22 protein-coding genes, 1 tRNA gene and 1 pseudogene are annotated in these 24,250 nt (G+C 71.3%); 21 read left to right on the top strand and 3 right to left on the bottom strand.

Going from position 1 to position 24,250, the window contains the following annotated elements; all coding sequences use genetic code 11:
* Window positions 1-177 precede the first annotated feature (177 nt).
* Window positions 178-600 (top strand): single-stranded DNA-binding protein, encoded by a 423-nt coding sequence (locus Q1K33_RS16655; protein WP_363319737.1) that lies wholly within the window; start codon window positions 178-180, stop codon window positions 598-600.
* Here the strand turns inward: Q1K33_RS16655 and Q1K33_RS16650 are convergent.
* Window positions 521-1,702, bottom strand: a complete 1,182-nt coding sequence (locus tag Q1K33_RS16650; RefSeq protein WP_300405851.1) for a DUF1015 family protein — start codon at window positions 1,700-1,702, stop codon at window positions 521-523. The two genes, Q1K33_RS16655 and Q1K33_RS16650, sit on opposite strands and share 80 nt — an antisense overlap.
* Window positions 1,703-1,768: 66 nt before the next feature.
* Between Q1K33_RS16650 and Q1K33_RS16645 the strand changes: the two genes are divergently transcribed.
* From Q1K33_RS16645 to Q1K33_RS16600, 10 genes and pseudogenes are all read left to right on the top strand, one after another.
* On the top strand, window positions 1,769-2,815 hold the full coding sequence (locus tag Q1K33_RS16645; RefSeq protein WP_300405850.1) for an HAD-IIA family hydrolase: 1,047 nt from the start codon (window positions 1,769-1,771) through the stop codon (window positions 2,813-2,815).
* Window positions 2,812-3,027, top strand: coding sequence for a hypothetical protein (locus Q1K33_RS16640; protein WP_300405849.1), 216 nt, complete (start codon window positions 2,812-2,814; stop codon window positions 3,025-3,027). Before Q1K33_RS16645 ends, Q1K33_RS16640 begins: the two co-directional genes overlap by 4 nt.
* 8 nt (window positions 3,028-3,035) lie before the next feature.
* The gene (locus Q1K33_RS16635; RefSeq protein ID WP_300405848.1) at window positions 3,036-3,875 is read left to right on the top strand and encodes a TlyA family RNA methyltransferase; all 840 of its coding nucleotides are present in this window, start codon (window positions 3,036-3,038) and stop codon (window positions 3,873-3,875) included.
* A complete protein-coding gene (locus Q1K33_RS16630) occupies window positions 3,872-4,840 on the top strand; it encodes an NAD kinase (protein ID WP_300405847.1) in 969 nt (322 codons plus the stop codon). Before Q1K33_RS16635 ends, Q1K33_RS16630 begins: the two co-directional genes overlap by 4 nt.
* On the top strand, window positions 4,837-6,528 hold the full coding sequence (gene recN, locus Q1K33_RS16625) for a DNA repair protein RecN (RefSeq protein WP_300405846.1): 1,692 nt from the start codon (window positions 4,837-4,839) through the stop codon (window positions 6,526-6,528). Before Q1K33_RS16630 ends, recN begins: the two co-directional genes overlap by 4 nt.
* An 84-nt stretch (window positions 6,529-6,612) precedes the next feature.
* Window positions 6,613-8,274, top strand: a complete 1,662-nt coding sequence (locus Q1K33_RS16620; RefSeq protein ID WP_300405845.1) for a CTP synthase — start codon at window positions 6,613-6,615, stop codon at window positions 8,272-8,274.
* Window positions 8,271-8,867 carry an NUDIX hydrolase gene (locus Q1K33_RS16615; protein WP_300405844.1) on the top strand — a complete coding sequence of 199 codons (597 nt, stop codon included), beginning with the start codon at window positions 8,271-8,273 and terminating at the stop codon, window positions 8,865-8,867. Before Q1K33_RS16620 ends, Q1K33_RS16615 begins: the two co-directional genes overlap by 4 nt.
* 10 nt (window positions 8,868-8,877) lie before the next feature.
* Window positions 8,878-10,005: an alanine dehydrogenase gene (gene ald / locus Q1K33_RS16610; RefSeq protein ID WP_300405843.1), complete on the top strand. Its 1,128-nt coding sequence runs from the start codon at window positions 8,878-8,880 to the stop codon at window positions 10,003-10,005.
* A complete protein-coding gene (xerD, locus tag Q1K33_RS16605; RefSeq protein WP_300405842.1) occupies window positions 10,005-10,982 on the top strand; it encodes a site-specific tyrosine recombinase XerD in 978 nt (325 codons plus the stop codon). Before ald ends, xerD begins: the two co-directional genes overlap by 1 nt.
* Window positions 10,979-13,597: pseudogene (locus Q1K33_RS16600) on the top strand (DUF3516 domain-containing protein). Before xerD ends, Q1K33_RS16600 begins: the two are co-directional and overlap by 4 nt.
* 447 nt (window positions 13,598-14,044) lie before the next feature.
* Here Q1K33_RS16600 and Q1K33_RS16595 read toward each other — a convergent pair.
* A complete protein-coding gene (locus tag Q1K33_RS16595) occupies window positions 14,045-15,568 on the bottom strand; it encodes a glycosyl hydrolase (protein ID WP_300405841.1) in 1,524 nt (507 codons plus the stop codon).
* The gene (locus Q1K33_RS16590) at window positions 15,565-16,803 is read right to left on the bottom strand and encodes a glycosyl hydrolase (protein ID WP_300405840.1); all 1,239 of its coding nucleotides are present in this window, start codon (window positions 16,801-16,803) and stop codon (window positions 15,565-15,567) included. Before Q1K33_RS16590 ends, Q1K33_RS16595 begins: the two co-directional genes overlap by 4 nt.
* 557 nt (window positions 16,804-17,360) lie before the next feature.
* Between Q1K33_RS16590 and Q1K33_RS16585 the strand changes: the two genes are divergently transcribed.
* The 10 genes from Q1K33_RS16585 (at window position 17,361) to Q1K33_RS16540 (ending at window position 24,246) form a co-directional block, all read left to right on the top strand.
* A complete protein-coding gene (locus Q1K33_RS16585; protein WP_300405853.1) occupies window positions 17,361-18,176 on the top strand; it encodes a ParA family protein in 816 nt (271 codons plus the stop codon).
* The gene (locus tag Q1K33_RS16580; RefSeq protein WP_300405839.1) at window positions 18,161-18,508 is read left to right on the top strand and encodes a hypothetical protein; all 348 of its coding nucleotides are present in this window, start codon (window positions 18,161-18,163) and stop codon (window positions 18,506-18,508) included. Before Q1K33_RS16585 ends, Q1K33_RS16580 begins: the two co-directional genes overlap by 16 nt.
* Entirely contained in the window at window positions 18,505-19,356 is an 852-nt protein-coding gene (locus tag Q1K33_RS16575; RefSeq protein ID WP_300405838.1) for a segregation/condensation protein A, read from the top strand. Before Q1K33_RS16580 ends, Q1K33_RS16575 begins: the two co-directional genes overlap by 4 nt.
* Window positions 19,353-20,027: an SMC-Scp complex subunit ScpB gene (gene scpB / locus Q1K33_RS16570; RefSeq protein WP_300405837.1), complete on the top strand. Its 675-nt coding sequence runs from the start codon at window positions 19,353-19,355 to the stop codon at window positions 20,025-20,027. Before Q1K33_RS16575 ends, scpB begins: the two co-directional genes overlap by 4 nt.
* A complete protein-coding gene (locus Q1K33_RS16565) occupies window positions 20,024-20,794 on the top strand; it encodes a pseudouridine synthase (protein ID WP_300405836.1) in 771 nt (256 codons plus the stop codon). The genes scpB and Q1K33_RS16565 overlap by 4 nt, the downstream gene beginning before the upstream one ends.
* A 25-nt stretch (window positions 20,795-20,819) precedes the next feature.
* Window positions 20,820-21,212 carry a chorismate mutase gene (aroH, locus tag Q1K33_RS16560; RefSeq protein WP_300405835.1) on the top strand — a complete coding sequence of 131 codons (393 nt, stop codon included), beginning with the start codon at window positions 20,820-20,822 and terminating at the stop codon, window positions 21,210-21,212.
* A 22-nt stretch (window positions 21,213-21,234) separates the two neighbouring features.
* Window positions 21,235-21,969, top strand: coding sequence for a (d)CMP kinase (cmk, locus tag Q1K33_RS16555; protein ID WP_363319736.1), 735 nt, complete (start codon window positions 21,235-21,237; stop codon window positions 21,967-21,969).
* Window positions 21,966-22,718, top strand: coding sequence for a lysophospholipid acyltransferase family protein (locus tag Q1K33_RS16550; protein ID WP_300405834.1), 753 nt, complete (start codon window positions 21,966-21,968; stop codon window positions 22,716-22,718). Before cmk ends, Q1K33_RS16550 begins: the two co-directional genes overlap by 4 nt.
* Window positions 22,715-24,094: a ribosome biogenesis GTPase Der gene (gene der, locus Q1K33_RS16545; protein ID WP_300405833.1), complete on the top strand. Its 1,380-nt coding sequence runs from the start codon at window positions 22,715-22,717 to the stop codon at window positions 24,092-24,094. The genes Q1K33_RS16550 and der overlap by 4 nt, the downstream gene beginning before the upstream one ends.
* 78 nt (window positions 24,095-24,172) lie before the next feature.
* Window positions 24,173-24,246: transfer RNA gene (locus tag Q1K33_RS16540), tRNA-Pro, on the top strand.
* Window positions 24,247-24,250 lie beyond the last annotated feature (4 nt).

Genomic DNA, 24,250 nt, shown 5'->3' with positions numbered 1-24,250 from the left:
GATGGTACTGCAACCGGAAGGTTGTGGGAGAGTAGGACGCCGCCGGACAATTCTTTGCAGTAGGGCGACCCTTCGGGGTCGCCCTACTGTGCTTTTTGCTGCTCTTCCCAGGGGGTCGGCTGACCGGGAGTCATCCACAGCCGCGGTGGGAGGCCCCCTGTCCACAGCCGCGTCAGGGTGCGTCGCGCGAGGCCGGCCGACCGCGGCAGAGTGAGGCCGCAGGAGGTGGTGTCGGTGGAGACACGGGTGGTGGAGGACGTCGAGCTCGTCAACGAGGTACGTCTCGTGGGGCGGGTCCCGGTGCCGGCGGACGAGCGGGTGCTGCCGAGCGGGGACGTGCTGTGCTCGTTCCGGGTGGCGGTGACGCGTCAGCCCGGCGCAGGTGGCGCTGGTGCGCGTCGTCGGCAGCAGGTGGACTCGCTCGAGTGCGTGACGTGGAACGGGCGGGTGCGCCGCTCGGCGGTGTCGTGGCAGGTGGGCGATGTCGTGGAGGTCACGGGGGCGCTGCGTCGCCGCTTCTTCACGACCGCTGGCGGGACCGCTTCGCGCGTCGAGGTGGAAGTGTCGGGGGCTCGCCGCCTTCGTCGTGCACCCTCCTGAGCAGTACCCCGAGCGGCGGTTTCGGCTGGAAGGAGGTCGCCTTCTCCGGGAAGAGCCGATCTGCCTCGACCACGCGTTGCACCTGGTCGAATCGTGGGGCCGGCAGGAGGATCGCCGTGGTGTCGTCGCGGTGCGCGTGCGACAAGGCGTCCGCGGCGCTGTGATGGTGGGTGATGCGGGTGGGGCCGTGCCCCAGCGCGGGCACGAGGCGGTCGTGGAGGGTCTCGATCTCGACACGGTCAGGGCGCGCGCCCACGTGCACCCGCAGCCAGCGCTGGTTGTCGGTGGCGATCAGGACGCCGGGGGACAGGGCGGCCAGGGCCTCGGCCTGATGGGCGGGCCTGGTGACGATGCCCACCGAACGCGCTGCGACCGCGACGTCGTCGACGCTGGAGCCGTGCAGGACTCGGTGGATGGCGCCGAGGAACAAGGGTGTGTCGCCATCGTCCACGATCATCGCGAGGCCGTGGTCGAAGCCGGGTCCGGGCTGGCGCTGCTGCAGCCGGAGGTAGGCGGCATAGCGGTGGTGGCCGTCGGCGATGACAGCGGTGGTGGGCGCCAGCAGCTCGGCGATCGTCTCGAGGACCAGCGGGTCGGACAGGTTCCACAGCCGATGGGCGCATCCGGCTCGATCGACGAAGGAGGAGTCCGGCGTTGCTTCACGCTGTCGGCGCAGGAGCTGGCGCAGCTGCGCGGGCGAGTCCTGGACGAGCAGGATGGGCGCTGGGTTGAGGTCCATCTGGTGCATCCGGTCGGCGAGGTTGTCGGCCTGGGCCGGATGGATGCCCTCGTGCGGCAGCACCGCGCGTTGGGCCGGGCCGGCCGCCCGGCGTGAGACGTCGAGGGCGCCGACGAGACCCCGGACGGTGACGCCGTTGACGGTGTACTCGTGCAGGTAGAGGCACGGCCGGGCCTCGTGCACGAGGTGTCCTTGCGCCTCCCACTGGCGCACGCGGCCGGCGACGGAGCGGAACGGGCGGGCGAAGAGCCGAGCTGTTGCCGGGTCGCCGACCCGGGACGGGTCCAGGCGCAGGCCACGGAACGGTGCGAGCTGCAGGGGGCCGGCGACGTACGGCGGCGTCACCACGGTCCCCGTATCCATTCTTCCGAGGGTACGAGCAGGTGCCTGACGTGCGGTGATGCCACTCCGCCGTGCCAGACTGAGGAGGTGGTCAGTGCCTCCTTGGATGTCCCCGCCGACGCCCTCAGCAAGACCTACGACCTGGCGATGCTGGACCTCGACGGTGTCGTCTACATCGGTGGTGAGGCGGTGCCCGGGGCGGCGGAGCACCTCGAGGCCGTCCGTTCGGACGGCATGCGATGCGCCTTCATCACCAACAACGCCTCACGGACCCCCGTCACCGTTGCCGAGCACCTCACCGAGCTGGGGGTGCACGCGGAGACCGACGATGTCGTGACCTCGGCCCAGGCCGCGGCCCGGGTCCTGGTGGAGCACCTGGGTGCCGAGGCTCGTGTGGTCGTGCTGGGTGGCGCGGGGCTGCTCGACGCCGTGGCGGCGGTCGGGCTGCGCGGCGTCGGTGTCGACGAGGACGCCGATGCCGTGGTGACCGGCTACGGACCGGACGTGCGGTGGTCGGAGGTGATGCGCGTCGCCGTGCGGATCCGCGACGGCCTGTGGTGGGTGGCCAGCAACACCGACCTGACCATTCCGACGCCGTTCGGCGTCGCCCCCGGTCATGGGGTCCTCGTCGAGACCTTGCGTCGCTTCTCCGACGTCGACCCCGTGGTCGCCGGCAAGCCGGCCCGTCCACTCCTCGACGAGACCGTGCGGCGGGTCGGAGGTGAACGTCCGCTGATGATCGGCGACCGGCTCGACACGGACATCGACGGCGCGATCGCGACCGGGATCGACTCCTTGCTGGTGCTCACCGGGGTCACCGGCCTGGCGGAGCTGGTCGCCACGCCGTCCGGGCGTCGACCGACGTACGTCGGACCGGACCTGGGGAGCCTGCGCGAGGCGCACCCCGCCCCCGAGCGCTCCGGGCAGGGCTTCGAGATCGGCGGCTGGACGGCGCAGGTCGAAGGGACCCGGTTGACCTGCACCGGAGCGGGATCCCCCGGGGACTGGTGGCGCGCTGTCGCGCCCGCGGCGTGGGCTCACCTCGACGAGACGGGCAGCTGCGCCGACATCGATGGCCTGACGCCCCCTGAGCCGCCCGTCCAGCCGAGCGGGCCGGTAGCCTCGCGCTCATGAGCCACGACCAGCAACCGGACCTCGATCAGGGCCCGTGGGACGAGGACCCCGACGTGATCCTGGACCGGCCCGAGCGCACGGGGCTGGAGCGCGTCGACGCCGTCGTTGACGCCGTCGCGGGGGTCGGCACCCTCGCCGTCGACGAGCACGTCCGCGTCTACGAGCAGGCCCACGGCGAGCTGCGCGCGGTCCTCGACGACCCAGAGGCCTGAGGTCAGGCATGCCGCCGAGACGACTGCGCCTCGACGCCGAGCTGGTACGGCGAGGGCTGGCGCGGTCGCGGGACCACGCCGCCGAGCTGGTCAGCGCAGGTCGGGTCAAGGTCTCCGGTGCGGTGGCGGGCAAGCCGGCCACCGCCGTCACCACCGACGTGGCCATCGTGGTGGCCACCGACCCGGATCGACCGGACTACGTCTCGCGGGGTGGGCACAAGCTCGCCGGTGCGCTGGCCGCCTTCGGACCCGACGGTCTCGTCGTCGCCGGCCGGCGCTGCCTCGATGCCGGCGCCTCGACCGGAGGCTTCACCGACGTGCTGCTGCGGGCGGGGGCACGCGAGGTGGTCGCGGTCGACGTCGGCTACGGCCAGCTGGCGTGGTCACTACGCAGCGACGAACGGGTGCTCGTCCACGACCGGCAGAACATCCGAGAGCTGACCACCGAGCTCATCGACGGACCCGTCGACCTGGTGGTGGGCGACCTGTCGTTCATCTCCCTGGAGCTGGTGCTCGACGCGCTGATCGGCGTGACGGTGTCCGACGGGGACCTGGCGCTGATGGTCAAACCCCAGTTCGAGGTCGGCAAGGACCGGGTCGGCAAGGGGGGCGTCGTGCGCGAGGCGGAGCTGCGCACCGAGGCGGTCAGCCGCGTCGCCGACGCGGCGGCAGCACGAGGCTGGGGGGCGAGGTCGGTGACGGTGAGCCCGCTGCCGGGTCCGTCCGGCAACGTCGAGTTCTTCCTGTGGTTGCGCAGCGGCCCGGCGACGCTCGAGCAGGACGCGATCGCCCGCACGGTGCACGAGGCGCGTGCGCTGGGGGCGCCGGGTGAGAGGCTGGGTGGATGAGCGCACCACCGACCTCCCGCCGCGTGCTGCTGCTGACCCACACCGGGCGGGCAGAGGCGCGCTCCGTCGCGCGCTCGTTCATCGCGGGCCTGACCGCCCATGGGGTCGTCGTGCGCCTGCTCGCCGCCGAGGCCAAGGACCTCGGCGTCGTGCCGGAGGAGTTCGGCTCCCGACTCGAGCTCAGCGAGTCCGAGTCCGACGTCGGGTGCGACTGCGAGCTCGCGCTGGTCATCGGCGGGGACGGCAGCATCCTGCGCGCCGCCGAGATCACCCGCGGTGCCCGCACTCCGGTGCTGGGGGTCAACCTGGGTCACGTCGGCTTCCTCGCCGAGGCGGAGCCGGAGGAGATCGAGTCGACCATCCGGGCGATCGTCGACTCCCGCTACACCGTCGAGGATCGCCTCACGCTCGCGGTCGAGGTGAGCCTCGGCGGCGAGCTGCTCGCGCGCACCTTCGCGGTCAACGAGGCCAGCGTCGAGAAGTCCGCCCGGGAGCGGATGATCGAGGTGCTGGTCGAGATCGACGGCCGCCCACTGTCCCGCTGGGCCTGTGACGGGGTGGTGTGCGCCACGCCCACCGGTTCCACGGCCTACAACTTCAGCGCCGGCGGGCCGGTCGTGTGGCCGCAGGTCGAGGCCCTGTGCCTGGTGCCGCTCAGCGCGCATGCGCTCTTCTCCCGGCCGATGGTGACCGGCCCCGACTCCGTGATCGCCATCGAGGTCATCGACCGCCCCGACGGAGCCGCGGTGCTGTGGTGCGACAGCCGTCGCACCGTCGACCTGCCGCTGGGTGCCCACGTGGAGGTCCGTCGCGGCGCGGAGCCGCTGCGGCTCGCGCGACTCCACGAGGCTCCCTTCACCGACCGGCTGGTGGCCAAGTTCGGCCTGCCGGTCGACGGCTGGCGCGGCGAGGGCGAGCGGCGGCTCCGGGGCAACACCACGACCGGGGAGGGTGAGCACGCATGATCGAGGAGATCCGGATCAGCCAGCTCGGGGTCATCGACTCCTCCACCCTGGAGCTCGGGCCCGGGCTGACCGTCATCACCGGTGAGACCGGCGCCGGCAAGACGATGATCGTCACGGCGCTGGGCCTGCTGCTCGGCGGCCGTGCCGACAGCGGCGCGGTGCGCACCGGCGCCAAGCAGGCGCGGGTCGAGGGCGTGCTGCGCGCCGAGGGCCTCGAGCACTTCGCAGCCGCGGTCGAGGAGGCCGGCGGCGAGGTCGAGGACGGGTTGGTCGTGCTGGCGCGCAACGTCGCGGCCGAGGGCCGTTCGCGGGCGTTCGTCGGCGGGGCCTCGGTGCCGGTGGCCACCCTGACCGAGGTCGCCCAGCCGCTGGTCGCCGTCCACGGCCAGTCCGACCAGCACCGACTGCTGCTGCCGCGAGCCCAGCGCGAGGCGCTCGACCGGTTCGGCGGTGAGCCGGTCGCCGCCTGCCTGGAGGAGTACGGCGATCTCTACCGCCGCCTCGGTGCGACCACGCGTGAGCTGCAGGAGGTCGTCACCAGCGCCCGGGAGCGGGCCCGCGAGGCCGACCTGCTGCGCTTCGGGCTCACCGAGATCGAGGAGGTGGACCCCGAGCCCGGCGAGGACGACACGCTCGCCGCCGACGAGGCCCGCCTCGGGTTCGCCGACACCCTGCGCACGGCCGCCGAACAGGCGCGCGAGGCTCTGTCCAGCGACACCGGCGGCGCCGACGCCCTCGCCACCACCTCGGCGGCGCGAGGGCTGCTCGACGCCGTGCGCGACCACGACGCGGAGGCCGCCGAGCTGGCCGACCGCCTGGCCGAGATCACCTACCTGGTCTCCGACGTCGCGGCCGACGTCGCCTCCTACGCCAGCCGGATCGACACCGACCCCGCGCGCCTGGCCGCCACTTCCGAGCGACGCGCCTCGCTCGTCGCCCTGACCCGCAAGTACGGCGAGAGCATCGACGAGGTGCTGGCCTGGGCCAGGGACGCCTCGGCGCGGCTGCTCGAGCTGGACTCCACCGACGAGCGGATCACCGCCCTCACCGAGGAGCGCGACCGGCTCCAGGCCCAGCTGTCCACGTCGGCGGTGGCGTTGTCCGCCGCGAGACGAGAGGCGGCGGGTCGGCTGCAGACGCAAGTGACCGACGAGCTGACCCTGCTGGCGATGCCCCACGCGGTCGTCACCATCGATGTCACGAGCATCGAGCCCGCCGCGCACGGGGCCGACGACGTGACGATCCTGCTCGCGGCCAACGCCGGCTCGGAGCCCCGCCCGCTCTCGAAGGGAGCATCCGGGGGTGAGCTCTCCCGCGTCATGCTCGCCATCGAGGTGGCCCTCGCCGGCACCAGCCCGGTGCCGACCTTCGTCTTCGACGAGGTCGACGCCGGGGTCGGGGGAGCGGCCGCGGTCGAGGTCGGTCGCCGCCTGGCCCAGCTCGCGCGCACCGCGCAGGTGCTGGTGGTGACCCACCTCCCGCAGGTCGCGGCGTACGCCGACCGTCACGTCCTGGTGCGCAAGGCCAGCGACGGCACGGTGACCAGCTCGGGGCTCTCGGTCCTCGACGACGCGGCCCGTGAGCAGGAGCTGTCGCGGATGCTGGCCGGCCTCTCCGACTCCGACACCGCCCTGGCGCACGCCCGCGAGCTGCTCGACGTCTCGAAGGCGACCCGAGCGCTGGGTTGACCACCGTGTCGGGTCGGCCGAATCGCCAGACCTGGGATAGCATGGAATCCCGTGAGGCAGCCGGGGAACGACCAGTCAAAGCACGTGTTCGTCACTGGAGGGGTCGCCTCCTCCCTGGGCAAGGGACTGACGGCCTCGAGTCTGGGTCGACTGCTCCGCTCGCGCGGCCTGCGCGTGACGATGCAGAAGCTCGACCCCTACCTCAACGTCGACCCCGGCACGATGAACCCGTTCCAGCACGGCGAGGTCTTCGTCACCGACGACGGCGCCGAGACCGACCTGGACATCGGGCACTACGAGCGCTTCCTGGACACCAATCTCGGCCAGATCGCCAACGTGACCACCGGGCAGGTCTACTCCAGCGTCATCGCCAAGGAGCGCCGCGGCGACTACCTCGGAGACACCGTGCAGGTGATCCCGCACATCACCGACGAGATCAAGGACCGGATCCTCGCGATGGGTGCGCCGGACATCGACGTCGTGATCACCGAGGTGGGCGGCACGGTCGGCGACATCGAGTCGTTGCCGTTCCTCGAGTCGGCGCGCCAGGTGCGCCACGAGATCGGTCGGGAGAACTGCTTCTTCCTGCACGTCTCCCTGGTGCCGTTCATCGGGCCGTCCCAGGAGCTGAAGACCAAGCCGACCCAGCACTCGGTCGCGGCACTGCGCCAGGTCGGCATCCAGCCTGACGCCGTCGTGTGCCGCGCCGACCGCGAGCTGCCCGAGTCGATCAAGAAGAAGATCTCGATGATGTGCGACGTCGACCAGGACGCCGTGGTCTGCGCTGCTGACGCGCCCTCGATCTACGACATCCCGAAGGTCCTGCACCGCGAGGGCCTCGACGCCTACGTCGTACGGCGACTCGACCTGCCGTTCCGAGACGTCGACTGGACCGTGTGGGACGACCTGCTGCGCCGCGTCCACCACCCCAAGGAGGAGGTGACGGTGGCGCTCGTCGGCAAGTACATCGACCTGCCCGACGCCTACCTCTCGGTCGGTGAGGCGTTGCGCGCCGGCGGCTTCGCCCACGAGGCCAAGGTCAACCTGCGCTGGGTCCCCTCGGACACGTGCGAGACCCCGGCCGGGGCCGCACGCCAGCTCTCCGACGTGGACGCCGTGTGCGTGCCGGGCGGCTTCGGCATCCGTGGCATCGAGGGCAAGCTCGGTGCTCTCACCTACGCCCGCACCCAGAAGATCCCCACGTTGGGGTTGTGCCTGGGCCTGCAGTGCATGGTCATCGAGTACGCCCGCTCCGAGGCGGGTCTGGCCAAGGCCGCCTCCACCGAGTTCGACCCGGAGTGCCCCGAGCCGGTCATCGCGACGATGGAGGAGCAGAAGGACTACGTCGAAGGCGCCGGCGACCTCGGCGGCACGATGCGGCTGGGCCTGTACCCCGCCGAGCTCGCTGAGGGCAGCGTCGTGCGCGAGCAGTACGGCCAGGCGCGCATCGAGGAGCGCCACCGGCACCGCTACGAGGTCAACAACGACTACCGCGACCAGCTGTCCGAGGCCGGCCTCGTCTTCTCGGGCACCAACCCCGACCTGGGTCTCGTCGAGTTCGTCGAGCTGCCCCGCGAGGTGCACCCCTACTACGTCTCGACCCAGGCGCACCCCGAGCTGCGCTCGCGCCCGACGCGACCGCACCCGCTGTTCAGGGGGTTGATCGGTGCCGCCATCGAACGCCAGAAGGAGCTCCGCTTCCCGATCGACGAGAGTGGCCTGCGTCGCAAGGACGACGCCGAGTGAGCGACGGTGCGCTCGCCGACCGGCCGGAGTCCTGGGACGTCGTCGACTCCTCCGACCTGCACCGCGACGGATGGGTGGTGGCGCTGCGCTCCGACCAGGTGCGTACGCCGGACGGTGCTGTCGCTCGACGGCTCGTCCTCGAGCACCCGGGCGCAGCCGTCGTGCTGGCCGTCGACGACCAGGAGCGGGTCTTCGTCCTCCAGCAGTACCGCCACGCCGCAGGTCGACGTTTCGTGGAGATCCCGGCCGGCCTCTGCGACGGGGACCCCGGCGAGGAGCCCCTCGAGGTCGCCCGGCGCGAGCTGCGCGAGGAGGCCCAGCTGCAGGCCACCGACTGGACGCACCTGACGTCGTCGTACGCCTCGCCGGGGATCAGCGCCGAGGTGCAGCACCTCTACCTCGCCCGCGGACTCAGCGCCGCCGACCGCGGTGACTTCGAGCTGCACCACGAGGAAGCCGACATGACGACTCGCTGGGTGGCCTTCGCCGAGCTGTACGACGCCGTGCTGGCCGGGCAGGTCGCAGACGGTCCCGTCGTGCAGTGTGTGCTGCTGGCGCGCGCCCTGGACCTCGTCGGGGGCGGGGAGCGTTAGTCTCGACACCGTGAAGATCGGTGTCCCCCAGGAAGTCAAGAACCACGAGTACCGCGTGGCCATCACCCCTGTCGGGGTCCACGAGCTGACGGCACACGGGCACCAGGTCCACGTGCAGTCCGGCGCAGGGGTGGGCTCCGCCATCAGCGACGAGGACTACGCCGCCGCCGGCGCCACGATCGTCCCCGACGCCGATGCCGCCTGGGGGGTCGATGGCGGGATCGACATGGTGCTCAAGGTCAAGGAGCCCGTCGCCGAGGAGTACCACCGGATGCGGGAGGGCGTCACCCTCTTCACCTACCTCCACCTCGCCGCGGACAAGCCCCTCACCGAGGAGCTGTTGCGCCGCCAGGTCACCGGCATCGCCTACGAGACCGTCCAGCTCCCCTCGGGCGCGTTGCCGCTGCTCTACCCGATGTCCGAGGTGGCCGGGTGCCTGGCACCCCAGGTCGGCGCCTACAACCTGCTCAAGGCACAGGGCGGCCGCGGGGTCCTGATGGGCGGCGTCGGCGGCGTGGCGAACGCCAAGGTCGTCATCATCGGTGCCGGGGTGTCCGGTCAGAACGCAGCCAACATCGCTCTCGGCATGGGCGCCGACGTCACCCTGCTCGACACCGACCTGGAGAAGCTGCGGATGTCGTTCTGGCGCTACAACAACCGCGTCCACGGCCTGGCCTCGTCCAAGCTCGCCGTCCAGCAGCAGGTGATGGAGGCCGACATGGTGATCGGCGCCGTGCTGATCCCGGGGGCGGCGGCGCCCAAGCTCGTCAGCAACGAGCTGGTCGCGGCGATGAAGCCGGGGTCGGTGCTCGTCGACATCGCCGTCGACCAGGGCGGTTGCTTCGAGGACACCCACGCGACCACGCACGACGACCCGACGTACCAGGTCCACGACTCGACCTTCTACTGCGTGGCCAACATGCCCGGCGCAGTCCCGAGCACCTCGACGTATGCCCTGACCAACGCGACCTTGCCCTTCACCGTGGCCCTGGCCGACGAGGGCTGGGTGCAGGCGTGCCGCGACAACCGCAGTCTCGCGCTCGGCCTCAACACGCACGCCGGTCGGCTGACCAACGCTCCGGTGGGTGAGGCGGTGGGCATCTCGGCCGTCGACCTCGACGAGGTGCTCGCGCCCTAGTGCCTCCCACCTCGACGCCCACCTCGACGCCCACGCCGACAGCACCGAGCCCGAGCACCGACGCCCTCGTCCGCGCGGTCCGCACCTATCTCGACCACCTCAGCGTCGAGAAGGGACTGGCGGCCAACACGCTGTCGTCGTACCGGCGTGACCTCAACCGCTACCTGGGCTTCCTCCGGGCCGGTGGCGTCACCGCGCTGGACCAGATCACCGAGGCCACGGTGTCGTCGTTCCTGGTGCACCTGCGCGAGGGTGACGCAGACCACCAGGCCCTGAGCTCGACGTCGGCGGCGCGGACCGTGGTCGCCGTCCGCGGGTTCCACCGGTTCGCCGTGAGCGACGGGTTGGCCGCCTCCGACCCCGCCTCGGGGATCAAGCCGCCCACGCCCGCCAAGCGACTCCCCAAGGCGCTCCCGCTCTCCGACGTCGAGGCCATCCTCGAGGCGGCTGGCGCGCCCGGCACGACGCTGGCGCTGCGCGACCAGGCCTTGCTGGAGGTGCTCTACGGCACCGGTGCCCGGATCTCCGAGGCCGTCGGTCTGGACGTCGACGACCTCGATCTCGTCGACGGGACGGTGCTGCTGCGCGGCAAGGGCGGCAAGGAGCGGCTCGTCCCGCTCGGCTCGTTCGCGCGCACGGCGGTGCAGGCCTACCTCGTGCGCGCTCGCCCGGAGCTGGCCGGTGCCTCGGTGGCGGGAGCACTGTTCTGCAACGCCCGGGGCGGTCGGCTCTCGCGCCAGTCCGCCTGGACGGTGCTGACCAGGACTGCCGACCGGGCCGGAGTCACCCGCGACGTCTCGCCGCACACGTTGCGACACTCGTTCGCGACCCACCTGCTCGACGGCGGCGCCGACGTGCGCGTCGTGCAGGAGCTGCTCGGCCACGCGTCGGTGACGACCACCCAGATCTACACGCTCGTGACCGTCGACAACCTGCGTGAGGTCTTCGCGACCGCACACCCGCGAGCTCGCGAATGAGTCGGGAGACGGCCGGCGAGACAGACTGGGACGCCGTCTACGAGGACATCACGGCGCTGGCGACCGGTCGCGGGCTCGAGCTGTATGCCCACCAGGACGAGGCGATCCTGGAGATTCTCGCCGGCAACAACGTCGTGCTGGCCACCCCCACCGGCTCCGGCAAGTCGCTGGTGGCGCTCGGCGCCCACAAGGCGGCGCTCGCCGACGACCGGGTGTCGTTCTACACCGCGCCGATCAAGGCGCTGGTGAGTGAGAAGTTCTTCGAGCTGTGTGCCGTCTTCGGGGCCGACCAGGTCGGGATGCTGACCGGGGACGCCGCGGTCAACGCCGATGCGCCGATCATCTGCTGCACTGCGGAGATCCTGGCCAACATCGCGCTGCGCGAGGGCGCGGACGCCGACGTCGGACTGGTCGTGATGGACGAGTTCCACTTCTACGCCGAGCCCGATCGCGGCTGGGCCTGGCAGGTGCCGCTGCTCGCCCTGCCCCAGGCGCAGTTCGTGCTGATGTCGGCGACCCTCGGCGACGTGAGTGACCTCGCCGAGGACCTGACCCGGCGCAACGGCCGGGAGACCGCCGTCGTGGACGATGCCGAGCGTCCGGTGCCACTGAGCTTCACCTGGGCCCTGACCCCGCTCGCCGAGACCCTCGAGGAGCTGGTGGAGACCAAGCAGTCCCCGGTCTACGTCGTGCACTTCACGCAGAAGGAGGCGGTCGAGCAGGCCACCAACCTGCTCAACAACAAGCTGGTGACCTCCGCGCTCAGCGACGCCAACAAGGAGGCGATCGCCGACCGGCTCGGTGGCTTCCGGTTCGGCGCAGGCTTCGGCAAGACGCTCTCCAAGCTGCTGCGCCGCGGGATCGGGGTGCACCACGCGGGGATGCTGCCCCGCTATCGCCGCGCCGTCGAGCAGCTCGCGCAGGCCGGTCTGCTCACGGTGATCAGCGGCACCGACACCCTGGGGGTCGGGATCAACGTCCCGATCCGCACGGTGCTGTTCACCGGGCTGGCCAAGTACGACGGCTCGCGCTCGCGCATCCTGCGCACCCGCGAGTTCCTGCAGATCGCCGGCCGCGCCGGGCGTGCGGGCTTCGACACGGCCGGCTACGTCGTCGTCCAGGCGCCTGAGCACACCATCGACAACGAGCGCGCCAAGGCCAAGGCAGAGGCGAAGAACGCGGCGCCCGGCGCCAAGGCCAAGCGAAAGAGCAAGGCCCAGCTGAAGAAGCCGCCCGAGGGCACCGTGGTGTGGACCGAGCAGACCTTCGACAAGCTGGTGGCCGGCGTACCGGAACAGCTCGTCTCGCGGATGCGGGTCGACAACGCGATGCTGATCAACGTCCTGACCCGCGAGGAGGACGCGTTCGGCGTGCTGCGTGGCCTGCTTACCGACAACCACGAGCCGCGCAAGCAGCAGCTCAAGCTGAGCCGTCGCGCGCTGCGCCTGGCCCGCAGCCTCGTGCGGTCCGAGACCGTCACGCGGTTGGACGAGCTCGACGAGCTCGGTCGCCGCTACGTCCTGACGGTGGACCTCCCCGAGGACTTCGCGCTCAACCAGCCCCTGTCGCACTTCGCCCTGGCCGCGCTGGACACCCTCGACCCCGAGTCGGACGACTACACCCTCGACATCGTCTCGGTGATCGAGGCGGTCCTCGACGCCCCGCGCCAGATCCTCTTCGCCCAGCAGCACGCGGCCCGCGGTGAGGCGATCGGCGAGATGAAGGCCGACGGCCTCGAGTATGACGAGCGGATGGCGCTGCTCGACCAGATCACGTGGCCCCAGCCGCTCGCCGAGCTGCTGGAGGCGACGTACGAGATCTATCGACAGAGCCATCCGTGGCTCTCCGAGGACGCGTTGGGGCCCAAGTCGGTGGTCCGCGAGATCTACGAGCAGGGGATGAGCTTCACCGACTTCTGCTCGCGCTACGCACTGGCTCGCTCCGAGGGGCTGGTGCTGCGCTACCTGACGGATGCCTACCGCGCGCTGCGGCAGACCGTGCCCGAGGCGCACCGCACCCCCGAGCTGGACGACCTCCTGGAGTGGCTGGCCGAGACGATCCGCCAGACCGACTCGTCGCTGCTCGACGAGTGGGAGGCGCTGACCGATCCCGGTCGTGGGTCACTCGGTGCGGGGGAGCCGGCGCCACCGACGTCCCCGCGTCCGATCTCGAAGCAGGACCGGGCGTTCCGGGTGATGGTGCGCAACGCCATGTGGCGTCGCGTCGACCTGGTGGCCCGCGACGACCTCGACGGGCTGATGGCCCTCGAGCGGGCCGCGGCCGACCGGACCGACCCGCCCCGCGAGGTGGTGATGACCCGCTCGACGTGGGACGCCGCGATCGAGGACTACTACGCCCAGCACGACACAGTCCTCACCGACGCCGACGCGCGGGGGCCGGACCTCCTGCGCATCTAGCCTGCCACCGGTGAGCCGGCGGGGGTGCCGGTGAGCGACGAGGACGTCTCGGCCCGGCTGTGGCGCGTCACCCAGACCATCGCCGACCCCGCCGGTGACCGGGACTGGGTCATCGAGGCGCTCGCCGACCTGGACGCCTCCGACGAGGCCGGAGAGCTGGTGCTCGCCACGACCGCGCTGCGGTGCCTGTCCGACTGAGGGGGCAGACCGCAGCACCGGCACCACGCTCGGCTACTGCGCGTCTCGGCTCACGTAGGGCCGCGCAGACGCGCACACTACGCGGCATGAGAGCGTCGACCGCCTACGGCAGGGTCGTGTGTCTGAGACCGGTCCATGCACCGGGCTGGGGCACACGACTCGCCCCGATCCGGCTCGGGCGCCACCCCGGCTGCGCCAGCCCGCCAGGGTCGTGTGCCTGAGACCGGTCCATGCACCGTGGTGAGGCACACGACCCGATGCCGTGGGGAGGAGGAGGAGGAGGAGCGCCTCGCGAAGCGCCCCAGCTTGGCCACGTCCGCAACTCGGCAGATCCGGACGGATCGCGGGGACGACAGGCATGCTGAGTCGCCGGCTGGGTCCGCACGGGCAAGTCCGGCCGGTCGCGTGGGCCTGGTGGTGGAGGGGTGAACCGGGAGAGCGGCCTGCCTAGCGGCGCACCGAGCACAGCGCGTTGGGGCACGAGCGGTACCAGCTCATGCCGCCCTTGATCGAGGTGATCTGCTTCGGCCCGGCCTCGGCGTAGCCGCTGTCGTCGTACCAAAGCATCGACCAGAGGGGCCGCAGCCGTTCCTTGCGCACGGTGCGCGTGATGACGGCGGGGTTCCACTTGCCGTCCTTGCTGCCGTGGGGACCGGACTCGGTCAGCGCCATCCTGGGCACCTTGCGCTCGATGGCGTCGTAGCCCTCGAGGTTGAGGTGGTCGCGGGGGTCGTCCTTCGGGCCCTCGGGGTCGTAGGTGTCCAGCCCGCCGAGGTCGACGCGGGGCGGGACGTACTTGCCGGGGTTGGTCGTCGTGGAGGTGTTGCGGTTGCCGGCCGAGGCCCAGACCAGGTTGTGCACGCCCTGCTGGGCGGCACGCGCCTGGAGCCGGGCGTAGACCTTCTTGTACGTCGCCACCTTGGCCTGGCCCCACCAGAAGAAGGCGCCGTTGGCCTCGTGCAGGGGTCGGATCACCAGCGGCGTGCACCAGCACGGCGAGTGGTCGGAGACGCCGTCGCCGTCGGCGTCGTCGGTCTGGAAGCGGTTGATCAGCTCGAGCTTGCGGTCCCAGTCGTCCCAGAACTTCGTGTACGCCGCGGTGGACGGGTCGAGCAGCGGCTCGAGCGCCTGCGTGGGGCTGTGCGACGTACCGCCGGAGAACGGGTCGGTGGCGTGCCACACGGCGACGAGGATCGCGCCCTGGTGGGCGCGCTCGATGAGTCCGGCGATGTTGTCGTCGGCGTAGGGGAACTCCACCGACGCGGCCTGGTCGAGCTCCTGGAGGTCGAAGCCGACGATGGCCGGCTTGACGCCCTGCAGGGGGGTGTCCCACTCGGTCTGGCTGGAGATGTTGACCTGCTGGCCGATGCCCATCAGGCGGGCGTTGTACCAACGGTCGAGGCGGGCCGCGAGGCAGTGCGCCTCACCGGTCGCCTGCTGGTCGACCAGCGGCGTGGTCGGCTCGCAGCCGCCGTCGTTGGAGCGGGTGTAGAGGGTGGTGCTGCGCCAGCCGACCTTGCGATAGCCCCGCGAGGCCTTCACCTTGCCGCGGAAGTACTGCGTGCCGAGGGACGTGACGTCCACCGCGCCGAAGAAGACCTGACCGTTGCGGTTGGTCCTGGCCTGCTTGACCGTGCGCCACACCCCGGCGTCGTCCTTGCGCTGGATCGTCACCGGCCGCTTGGAGGCAGCGGGGGAGACCTGGGCCAGCACACCGGTCGGCTCGGTGGCCCCGTTGCCGAAGACGGTGACCACGGCGGGGGTCAGCCGCACCGAGAGGCTCGACTTCTTCTTGCGCTTCCTCCCGGGCTTGCGCTTGTCGTGGGTCCCGGCCTTCGACACCGCGTCGGTGCCCGCCACGCGCAGCGTGTCCTGGGCGCCGGACGAGGGCGGGGCGAGGACGAGCCCGGAGACGACGAGAGCGACGAGCGCGGCCCAGGCGGCGGCGCTGCGCGCGGTCGTGGCCGTCACAGCGAGCACACTCCCTGCGGGCACTGCGAGAGCCACGACCGGCCGCCGCGCAGGGAGCCGATCTGCTTCTTGCCGGTGTAGCCGTCTGCGCCGTCGCCGTCGTCGAACCACAGCATCACGTAGACGGGCTTGAGGTTCTGCTGGACGGCGGTGCGCGCGATCACCGTGGGATCCCAGCCGCCGGTGATGCTGCCGTGCGGACCGGCCTCGGTGACCGCGACGCGGGCCACGGTGCCCGCGATCTCGGCGAGGCCGGTGATGTTGAGCTGCTGGTCCTGCTCGCCCCGGTTGGCCATCGCCTCGTAGGAGTCGATGCCGCCGATGTCGATGCGCTCAGGACGTAGGTCCGCGGGGTCGCTGATGTAGTCGTTGGTCACCGCGTTGGGCGACCACGCCCAGACGATGTTGTGCACGCCGGCGTCCCACGCGCGCTGCTGGAGGGCGGCATACAGCGCCCGGTAGTCGGCCGGGTCCGTGCCCTGGGCCCACCAGAACCACGTGCCGTTGGCCTCGTGCAGGGGACGGAAGATCACCGCGGCGGGCGCGTAGGCGCCGTCGTCGCCGGTCTGGAGGCGGCGGAACAGGTCGAGCTTGGCGTCGTAGTCAGCCCAGAAGCTCCGTGCGGCGCGGGTGCCGGTCGGGTCCAGCAGCTCGTGGATGCTCTGCCAGCGGCGGTCACCCGAGTCCAGACCGCTCTTGGGGTTGGCGGTGTGCCACGAGGCCGTCAGGACCACGCCGTCGGCGCTGAGCTGGAGCAGGGACTGCAGGGGCGGGAGGTCGAAGCCGTACGTCTCGCCCAGGTCGAGCTCGCTCAGGTCGAAGCCGACCACGGCCGGCCGGTCCGGAGCCAGGGTCGTCACCGGATCGAGGTACGACGAGGACGAGGCGTTGATCTGCTGCCCGATGCCGTAGCGGCCGCTGGCCTGCCACTCGTCGAGGGTCGCGGCCAGGCACACGGCCTCGGGGGTTGCCTCCGGATCCACCAGCGCGGTGGTGGGGCTGCATACCGGCGTGGGCGGTGCGGGTGTCGGGGAGGTCGTCACAGCCGGGTCCTGGGCACTGTCGGGATGGGTCGGGTCGATCGGGGCGCTCGGGTCCACGGCGACGACCGAGACTCCGGGGTCCTGCGCCGCCGACCCGGTCTCCCCGTCGGCGGCGCCGGTCGATCCACCGGGCACGGCAGTCATCGCCAAGATGGCCACGGACCACAGGCCCGCGAGCATGACTCTGCGCATCGTGCCCCCTCTCACCTGCACCATTGTGACAGGTGAGGCCTGAACCAGCGCCGGCCGAAGCACCAGTTCGCCCTCAGAATGACCGAAGATCGCCGCAAGGATCCTCGACTCGCTCTCCACAGGGTTCTCCACAGACGGGGACAACGTGTGAGGAACCCGCCTACGGCGCTCACAAGCACGACGCTGTTGTCCACAGATTGTGCGTCGGAGCCGGGAATCGGGAGCCCGGAGGCGACGCCGACCGAGAAGGCGCCTAGAGTCGCGGCGAGCCGCTCCGATGTCGCTGTGTCGACATTGTTGACTAGCAGGCAGCCGGTCACGAGAGCAGAAGGAGACAGGTCATGAGCGAGGGAAGCCAGCTGGGCTCCACCACCGCCTGGGGGGTCTCGGGAGCCTCGGGAGCACCGCAGATGCCGCCCCGGGTCGTGGTCCCGGCTCCGTCGTCGGAGGCCTCGATGCTGCCCTTCGAGCGGACCTCGGCGTCCGAGCCTGTCGCCGAGGCGGTCGCCGAGACAGCCGAGGCGCCGTCCGTCGAGATCGGTCCCACCGGACGCCCGATGCCCTACCTGCCCGACCCGCCGCCGGTCGCCGAGCACGGGACGGCGCGGGTCGTCTCGATGTGCAACCAGAAGGGCGGGGTCGGCAAGACCACGACCACGATCAACCTGGGTGCGTCCCTGGCGGAGTTCGGCCGCAAGGTGCTGCTGGTCGACTTCGACCCGCAGGGCTCGCTGTCGGTGGGGCTGGGCCTGAACCCGCACGAGATGGACCTGACGATCTACAACCTCCTCTTGGAGCCCGGCGTCACCCTCGAGGACGTCGTCGTGCCGTCCGGCGTGCCGGGCATGGACCTGCTGCCGTCCAACATCGACCTGTCGGCCGCCGAGGTGCAGCTGGTCAACGAGGTGGCCCGCGAGCAGACGCTGCAACGCGTGCTCGCACCGGCCCTGGCGTCGTACGACGTGATCCTCATCGACTGCCAGCCCTCCCTCGGACTGCTGACGGTCAACGCGCTGACCGCGTCCGACGGGGTGATCGTGCCGCTGGAGTGCGAGTACTTCGCGCTGCGCGGCGTCGCGCTGCTGAAGACCACGATCGACAAGGTGCGCGAACGGCTCAACCCGCGCCTGGAGATCGAGGGTGTGCTCGGCACGATGTTCGACGGCCGTACGCTCCACGGCCGCGAGGTGATGGAGCGGCTGGTCCAGGCGTGGGGCGACACCGTCTTCCACACCGTCATCCGGCGCACGGTGAAGTTCTCCGACTCGACCGTCGCAGGCGAGCCGATCACGACGTACGCGAGCTCCTCGACCGGCGCCGAGTCCTACCGCCAGCTGGCCAAGGAGGTGCTCTCCCGATGGCACGACGCGTGAGCCTCCCGGCAGCGGACGACCTCTTCCGCCCCACCGGCCCCGGTGTCCGGGCGGTGCCCGACGTCGTCGAGGAGCCGGTCGTCGAGGAGCCCGAGAAGCCGAGGAAGTCCGGGGCGAGCGGGCGGATCCGGCACGACGAGAAGATGACGGTCTACGTCACCTCCGACGAGCTGATGGCCATCGAGCAGGCCCGACTGACGCTGCGTGGCGAGCACCGCCTCGCGGTGGACCGCGGGCGGCTGGTCCGCGAGGCGATCTCGGTCGTGCTGGCCGACCTGGCGGCCCACGGCGACGACAGCATGCTCGTGCAGCGCCTTCGCGACGAGCGATGACGACGGCCCAGGAGATCGAGCACCCCGACGTCACACCCGAGTTCTCGCTGCGGCTGGACAACTTCGAGGGCCCGTTCGACCTGCTGCTGAGCCTGATCTCCAAGCACAAGCTCGACATCACCGAGGTCGCCCTGTCGAAGGTGACCGTCGAGTTCATCGCCCACGTCAAGGCCGCCGGCTCCGTGTGGGACCTCGAGCAGACCACCTCCTTCCTGCTCGTGGCAGCGACGCTGCTCGACCTCAAGGCCGCTCGCCTGCTGCCGCAGGGTGACGTGGAGGACGAGGAGGACCTGGCTCTGCTCGAGGCCAGGGACCTGCTCTTCGCCCGTCTCATCCAGTACAAGGCCTACAAGCAGGTCGCGGCGGTCCTGGGCGCCCGCCTCGAGGGCGAGTCGCGCCGGCACCCGCGAGCGGTCGGGCTGGAGGACCGCTTCGCCGGCCTGCTCCCCGAGGTGCTGATCGGGATCGGCCTCGAGCAGTTCGCCGCTCTGGCGGCGAAGGCGATGGAGCCCAAGCCGATCCTGGAGGTGTCGCTGGGCCACATCCACGCCCCGGCGGTGTCGGTGCGCGAGCAGGGCGTGATCGTGATGGACCGGCTGCGTCGCGCCGGCACCCTGACCTTCCGCTCCCTGTGCGGCGACTCGCCCGACACCCTGACGACCGTCGCCCGATTCCTGTCCCTGCTCGAGCTCTTCCGAGAGGGCGCGGTCGCCTTCGAGCAGGCTCGGGCGCTCGGGGAGCTCACGGTGCGGTGGACCGGGAGCGAGGAGACCGAGATCAACGACGTCGACGAGTTCGACGGGCAACCGGTGCCGACCGGTGAGCCACCAGCCGAGGAGGCGCCATGACCGAGGCCGACGTGCACGACGGAACGCGGACCGACGACCCGCCGAGCGAGGGGGAGGCCCTGGCCATCCCGCTGGCCGAGCTGCGCCCCGCCCTGGAGGCGATCCTGATGGTCGCCGACCAGCCGCTCGACGCGGTCAGCCTGGCCAGCGTCGTCGGCTACCCGGCCGAGGAGGTGCTCGAGGCGCTGACCACGTTGGCCGGCGAGTACGACGAGCAGGGTCGCGGCTTCGAGCTGCGCAACGTCGCCGGTGGCTGGCGCTACTACACGCGCGAGCAGTTCGCCACGGTCGTCGAGGGCTTCGTCCTCGAGGGTCAGCAGGCGCGCCTGACCCAGGCTGCGCTGGAGACGCTCGCGGTGGTGGCCTACCAGCAGCCCGTCTCCCGCGCCCGCGTCTCGGCGATCCGTGGCGTCAACGTGGACGGCGTCATGCGCACGCTGCTCACGCGTGGCCTCGTGGAGGAGGCCGGACGCGACGGCGAGCACGGTGCCACGCTCTACCGCACCACGGGCTACTTCCTCGAGCGGATCGGCGTCACCTCCGTCGACGACCTGCCCGAGCTGGCGCCGTACCTGCCGTCGCTGGAGGACCTCGACGACGAGCTCGCCGACCTGGGCGGCTTCGCCCGGTCCTCGGCTCCCGAGCCCGACGCGGTGGAGGAGAGTCCGTGAACGACGTCCTGGCCACCGACGAGGACGGCCTGATCCGCCTGCAGAAGCTGCTGGCCCAGTCGGGCGTGGCCTCACGCCGCAAGTGCGAGGAGCTGATGCTCGCCGGCGAGGTCGAGGTCGACGGTGAGGTCGTGACCCGGCTCGGCACCAAGGTGGACCCGCGGGTCGCCGTCATCCGGGTCTCCGGCCAGCGGCTGCCCCCGATCTCCGACCACGTCTACCTGGTGCTCAACAAGCCCCGCGGCGTGGTGTCGACGATGTCCGACCCCGAGGGGCGACGGACGCTGACCGAGGTGCTGCAGGAGGTGCGGCCCTCGGCCGACAGCTCGGAGCGCCTCTTCCACGTGGGCCGACTCGACACCGACACCTCCGGGCTGCTCCTGCTCACCAACGACGGCGACTTCGCCCACAAGATGGCGCACCCGTCGTACGAGGTCGACAAGACCTACGTCGCCGAGGTCGACGGCGAGGTCACCAAGCACACCTCGGAGACGCTGCTGGGCGGCGTCGAGCTGGACGACGGCCCGGTGGCGGTGACCCGCGTGCGGATCATCGCCGCCACCCGGCAGAAGTCCATCGTCGAGCTGGTGATCCACGAGGGGCGCAACCGCATCGTGCGCCGCCTGCTGGCGCAGGTGGGCCACCCCGTGCGGAAGCTGACGCGCACCGAGCTCGGGCCGGTCGACCTCGGTCAGCTGAAGTCCGGACAGCTGCGCGACCTCACCCTGGACGAGCTGGGCGCCCTGCTCGACAGCGTCCGGATGTGAGCAGTGGGTCGCGCCCACTAGGGTGATGCCTGTGTCCGTGCGTGCAGTCAGAGGAGCCACCCAGCTCGACGTCGACGATCGTGAGCAGATGCTCGAACGCGTCTCGGAGATGGTGCTCGACGTGATGAGTTCCAACGGGCTCGAGGTCGACGACTTCATCTCGGTGATCTTCACCGCGACCTCCGACCTGGTCAGCGAGTTCCCCGCCTACGCCGCGCGCCAGCTGGGCTTCGGGGAGGTGCCGCTGATCTGCGCCCGCGAGCTCGAGATCGCCGGCTCCATGCCGCGGGTGGTCCGGATGATGGCGCACGTCGAGACCGACCTGCCGCGCGCCGACATCACCCACGTCTACCTGCACGGCGCTGCTGCGCTCCGCTCGGACCTGACGCGCGTGCGCTCGGTGCCCGACCAGGCGTAGTCCACCGGTAGGCTGCGTGCCCGTGAGCGCACGTGACCTGACCGGGCCAGCAGGGCCGTCCGCCGTCTCGATGGTGGGGATGGTGGTCGCAGTCGACGGCACGTCGGGCTCCGGGAAGTCCAGCACGTGCCGGGGTGTCGCGGACCGGCTCGGGTTGTCCTACCTCGACACCGGCGCGATGTTTCGGGCGATGACCTGGTGGATGCTGCGCGAGGGCGTCGACGTGCACGACGCCGAGGCCGTGGCCGCTCGCTGCGACGAGCCCGACCTCGTCTCGGGCACGGACCCCACCGCGCCCACGATCACCGTGGACGGCCACGACGTCGCGGCGGCGATCCGCACCGACGAGGTCACCTCGGCGGTCTCGCCCGTCAGCACGGTCCCGCAGGTCCGGGCTCGCCTGCTGCAGATGCAGCGCGCCATCATCACCTCGCACACCGGCTCCGGCGGGATCGTGGTGGAGGGGCGCGACATCGGCTCCGTGGTGTGGCCCCAGGCGCCGGTGAAGGTCTACCTGACCGCCGACCCGGGCGCCCGTGCGGCCCGCCGGGCACTGGAGTCGGGCGCTGTCGACGTCGGGGCCACCGAGCAGTCGTTGCGCGAGCGGGACCGGATCGACTCCGGTCGCACGACGGCTCCGCTCGTGATGGCCGACGGAGCCGCGCAGCTCGACACGACGACGTACACGCTCGACGAGGTGATCGGGCTGCTCGTCGGTCTGGTCGAGGAGGCCGGGTCCGCGGAGGCGACCCGGTGAGCTCACCGCACGGCGCGCGGCCGGACACCTCGGCCGTACGCCGTCCGCACCGGTGGCTGCTGCACGGCGCCCGCCCCTTCTGCGCCTGGCTGGTCCGGCGGCGCTACCGGGTGGTGGTCCACGGGGCCGGCAACGTGCCCAGCACCGGCCCGGTGATCCTGGCGGCCAACCACGTCGGCGTGATCGACGGACCCCTGCTCGCGATCTTCGCGCCACGTCCGGTGCACGCGCTGACCAAGATCGAGATGTTCACCGGCTTCCTGGGGCGGTTCCTGACCCAGGCCGGTCAGATCCCGCTCGATCGCTTCCACACCGACCCGACGGCGGTCAAGGCGGCGGTGCGGGTGCTGCGCGACGACGGGGTGCTCGGCGTCTTCCCCGAGGGGGCACGCGGCTCCGGCGAGCTGGAGCTCTTCCACCGCGGCGCGGCCTACCTCGCCCACGTCACCGGAGCGCCCGTCGTACCCGTGATCCTGTTCGGCACGAGGGAGCCAGGCGGCGCCAGTTCGTCGCTGCCGCGCCGGCGTGGGACGATGGATCTCGTGTTCGGTACGCCGTTCACCGTCGAGCAGGCCGCGTGGCCTCGGACGCGCCAGCTGGTGGGGGAGACCTCCCAACGACTGCGGGCCCGGATGCTCGACGACCTGGAGGCCGCGCGTCGCAGCACCGGCCTCTCTCTGCCCGGGCCACTGCCCGCTGGGCAGCACGAGCCTGACCCCGGCGGGGGAATCACGGAGAAGTCAGCATGAGCAACACCCCCAGTAGCGAACCGAGCAGCGAGCCGACCGAGCCCACTGGGGCCGCGCTGGGTCCGGTCCCGGTCCTGGCCGTGGTCGGCCGACCGAACGTCGGCAAGTCGACCCTGGTCAACCGGATCATCGGCCGTCGCGAGGCGGTGGTCGAGGACGTCCCCGGCGTCACCCGTGACCGGGTGTCCTACGACGCATCCTGGAACGGCCGCGCCTTCACGGTCGTCGACACCGGTGGATGGGACCCGGACGCCCGTGGCCTGGCCCAGCGCATCGCTGCCCAGGCCGAGGTCGCGGTGTCACTGGCCGACGCCGTGCTGTTCGTCGTGGACGCCGCCGTGGGCATCACCGATGCCGACGAGGAGGTCGTCAAGATCCTGCGTCGCTCCAAGAAGCCGGTCGTCCTGGCCGCCAACAAGGTCGACGACCAGCGCACCGAGGCGGAGGCCTACGGCCTGTGGAACCTCGGTCTCGGTGAGCCGTGGCCGGTCTCGGCCCTGCACGGTCGCGGCTCGGGCGACATGCTGGACGCGGTCCTCGCGGCACTGCCGGAGCCTCCTCCCGAGGCCGAGCGCGAGGTCGGCGGACCGCGCCGGATCGCGATCGTGGGCAAGCCCAACGTCGGCAAGTCCTCCTTGCTCAACAAGCTCGCCGGCGAGGAGCGTGTCGTCGTGGACAACGTCGCCGGCACCACCGTCGACCCGGTCGACGAGCTGATCGAGCTGGGCGGACGCACGTGGCGCTTCATCGACACCGCCGGCATCCGCAAGCGGGTCAAGACGGCCTCGGGCCACGAGTACTACGCCTCGCTGCGCACCACCACCGCCATCGACCGCGCCGAGGTCGCCGTGCTCGTGGTCAACGGCGGGGAGTCGCTCTCCGAGCAGGACCTGCGGATCATCCAGACCATCCGCGAGGCCGGCCGAGCTCTCGTCATCGCCTTCAACAAGTGGGACCTCGTCGACGAGGAGCGCCGCTACTACCTCGACCGTGAGATCGAGCGCGACCTCGTGCAGGTGCAGTGGGCCCCGCGCATCAACATCACCGCCAAGACCGGCTGGCACGTCGACCGCCTCACCCCGGCGATCGACAAGGCGCTGACCGGCTGGGAGACGCGCATCTCGACCGGACAGCTCAACGGCTTCCTCGGCCGTCTGGTCGCCGAGCACCCGCACCCGGTGCGCAGCGGCAAGCAGCCCAAGATCATGTTCGGCACCCAGGCGTCCTCCGCACCCCCGACGTTCGTGCTCTTCACCTCCGGCAAGCTGGAGGCCTCCTACGAGCGCTACATCGAGCGCCGGCTGCGCGAGGAGTTCGGCTTCGTGGGGACTCCGATCCTGCTGCAGCAGCGGGTGCGGGAGAAGCGCAAGCGCTGAGCCGGCATCCGGCCCTGCCGATGCAGGTGGCGAGTCCGTCCTGTTGTAGGGTTCAGATGCCTCGCTGATGCGGGGCTTCGGGCTGTAGCGCAGCTTGGTAGCGCACTTGACTGGGGGTCAAGGGGTCGCAGGTTCAAATCCTGTCAGCCCGACCGA

Source organism: Nocardioides sp. (genome assembly GCF_029937575.1).
Classification (GTDB): domain Bacteria; phylum Actinomycetota; class Actinomycetes; order Propionibacteriales; family Nocardioidaceae; genus Nocardioides.
The sequence above is the reverse complement of the archived record's forward strand: the minus strand, read 5'-3'. Positions and strand labels throughout refer to the sequence as shown.

Coding starts and splice junctions, on each gene's coding strand:
- Q1K33_RS16635 (WP_300405848.1), top strand. CDS start 3,036: ATGCCGCCGAGACGACTGCGCCTCGACGCCGAGCTGGTACGGCGAGGG.
- scpB (WP_300405837.1), top strand. CDS start 19,353: ATGACCGAGGCCGACGTGCACGACGGAACGCGGACCGACGACCCGCCG.
- der (WP_300405833.1), top strand. CDS start 22,715: ATGAGCAACACCCCCAGTAGCGAACCGAGCAGCGAGCCGACCGAGCCC.
- recN (WP_300405846.1), top strand. CDS start 4,837: ATGATCGAGGAGATCCGGATCAGCCAGCTCGGGGTCATCGACTCCTCC.
- Q1K33_RS16650 (WP_300405851.1), bottom strand. CDS start 1,702: ATGGATACGGGGACCGTGGTGACGCCGCCGTACGTCGCCGGCCCCCTG.
- Q1K33_RS16590 (WP_300405840.1), bottom strand. CDS start 16,803: ATGCGCAGAGTCATGCTCGCGGGCCTGTGGTCCGTGGCCATCTTGGCG.
- aroH (WP_300405835.1), top strand. CDS start 20,820: ATGCCTGTGTCCGTGCGTGCAGTCAGAGGAGCCACCCAGCTCGACGTC.
- Q1K33_RS16575 (WP_300405838.1), top strand. CDS start 18,505: ATGACGACGGCCCAGGAGATCGAGCACCCCGACGTCACACCCGAGTTC.
- Q1K33_RS16580 (WP_300405839.1), top strand. CDS start 18,161: ATGGCACGACGCGTGAGCCTCCCGGCAGCGGACGACCTCTTCCGCCCC.
- Q1K33_RS16585 (WP_300405853.1), top strand. CDS start 17,361: ATGCCCTACCTGCCCGACCCGCCGCCGGTCGCCGAGCACGGGACGGCG.
- Q1K33_RS16630 (WP_300405847.1), top strand. CDS start 3,872: ATGAGCGCACCACCGACCTCCCGCCGCGTGCTGCTGCTGACCCACACC.
- Q1K33_RS16640 (WP_300405849.1), top strand. CDS start 2,812: ATGAGCCACGACCAGCAACCGGACCTCGATCAGGGCCCGTGGGACGAG.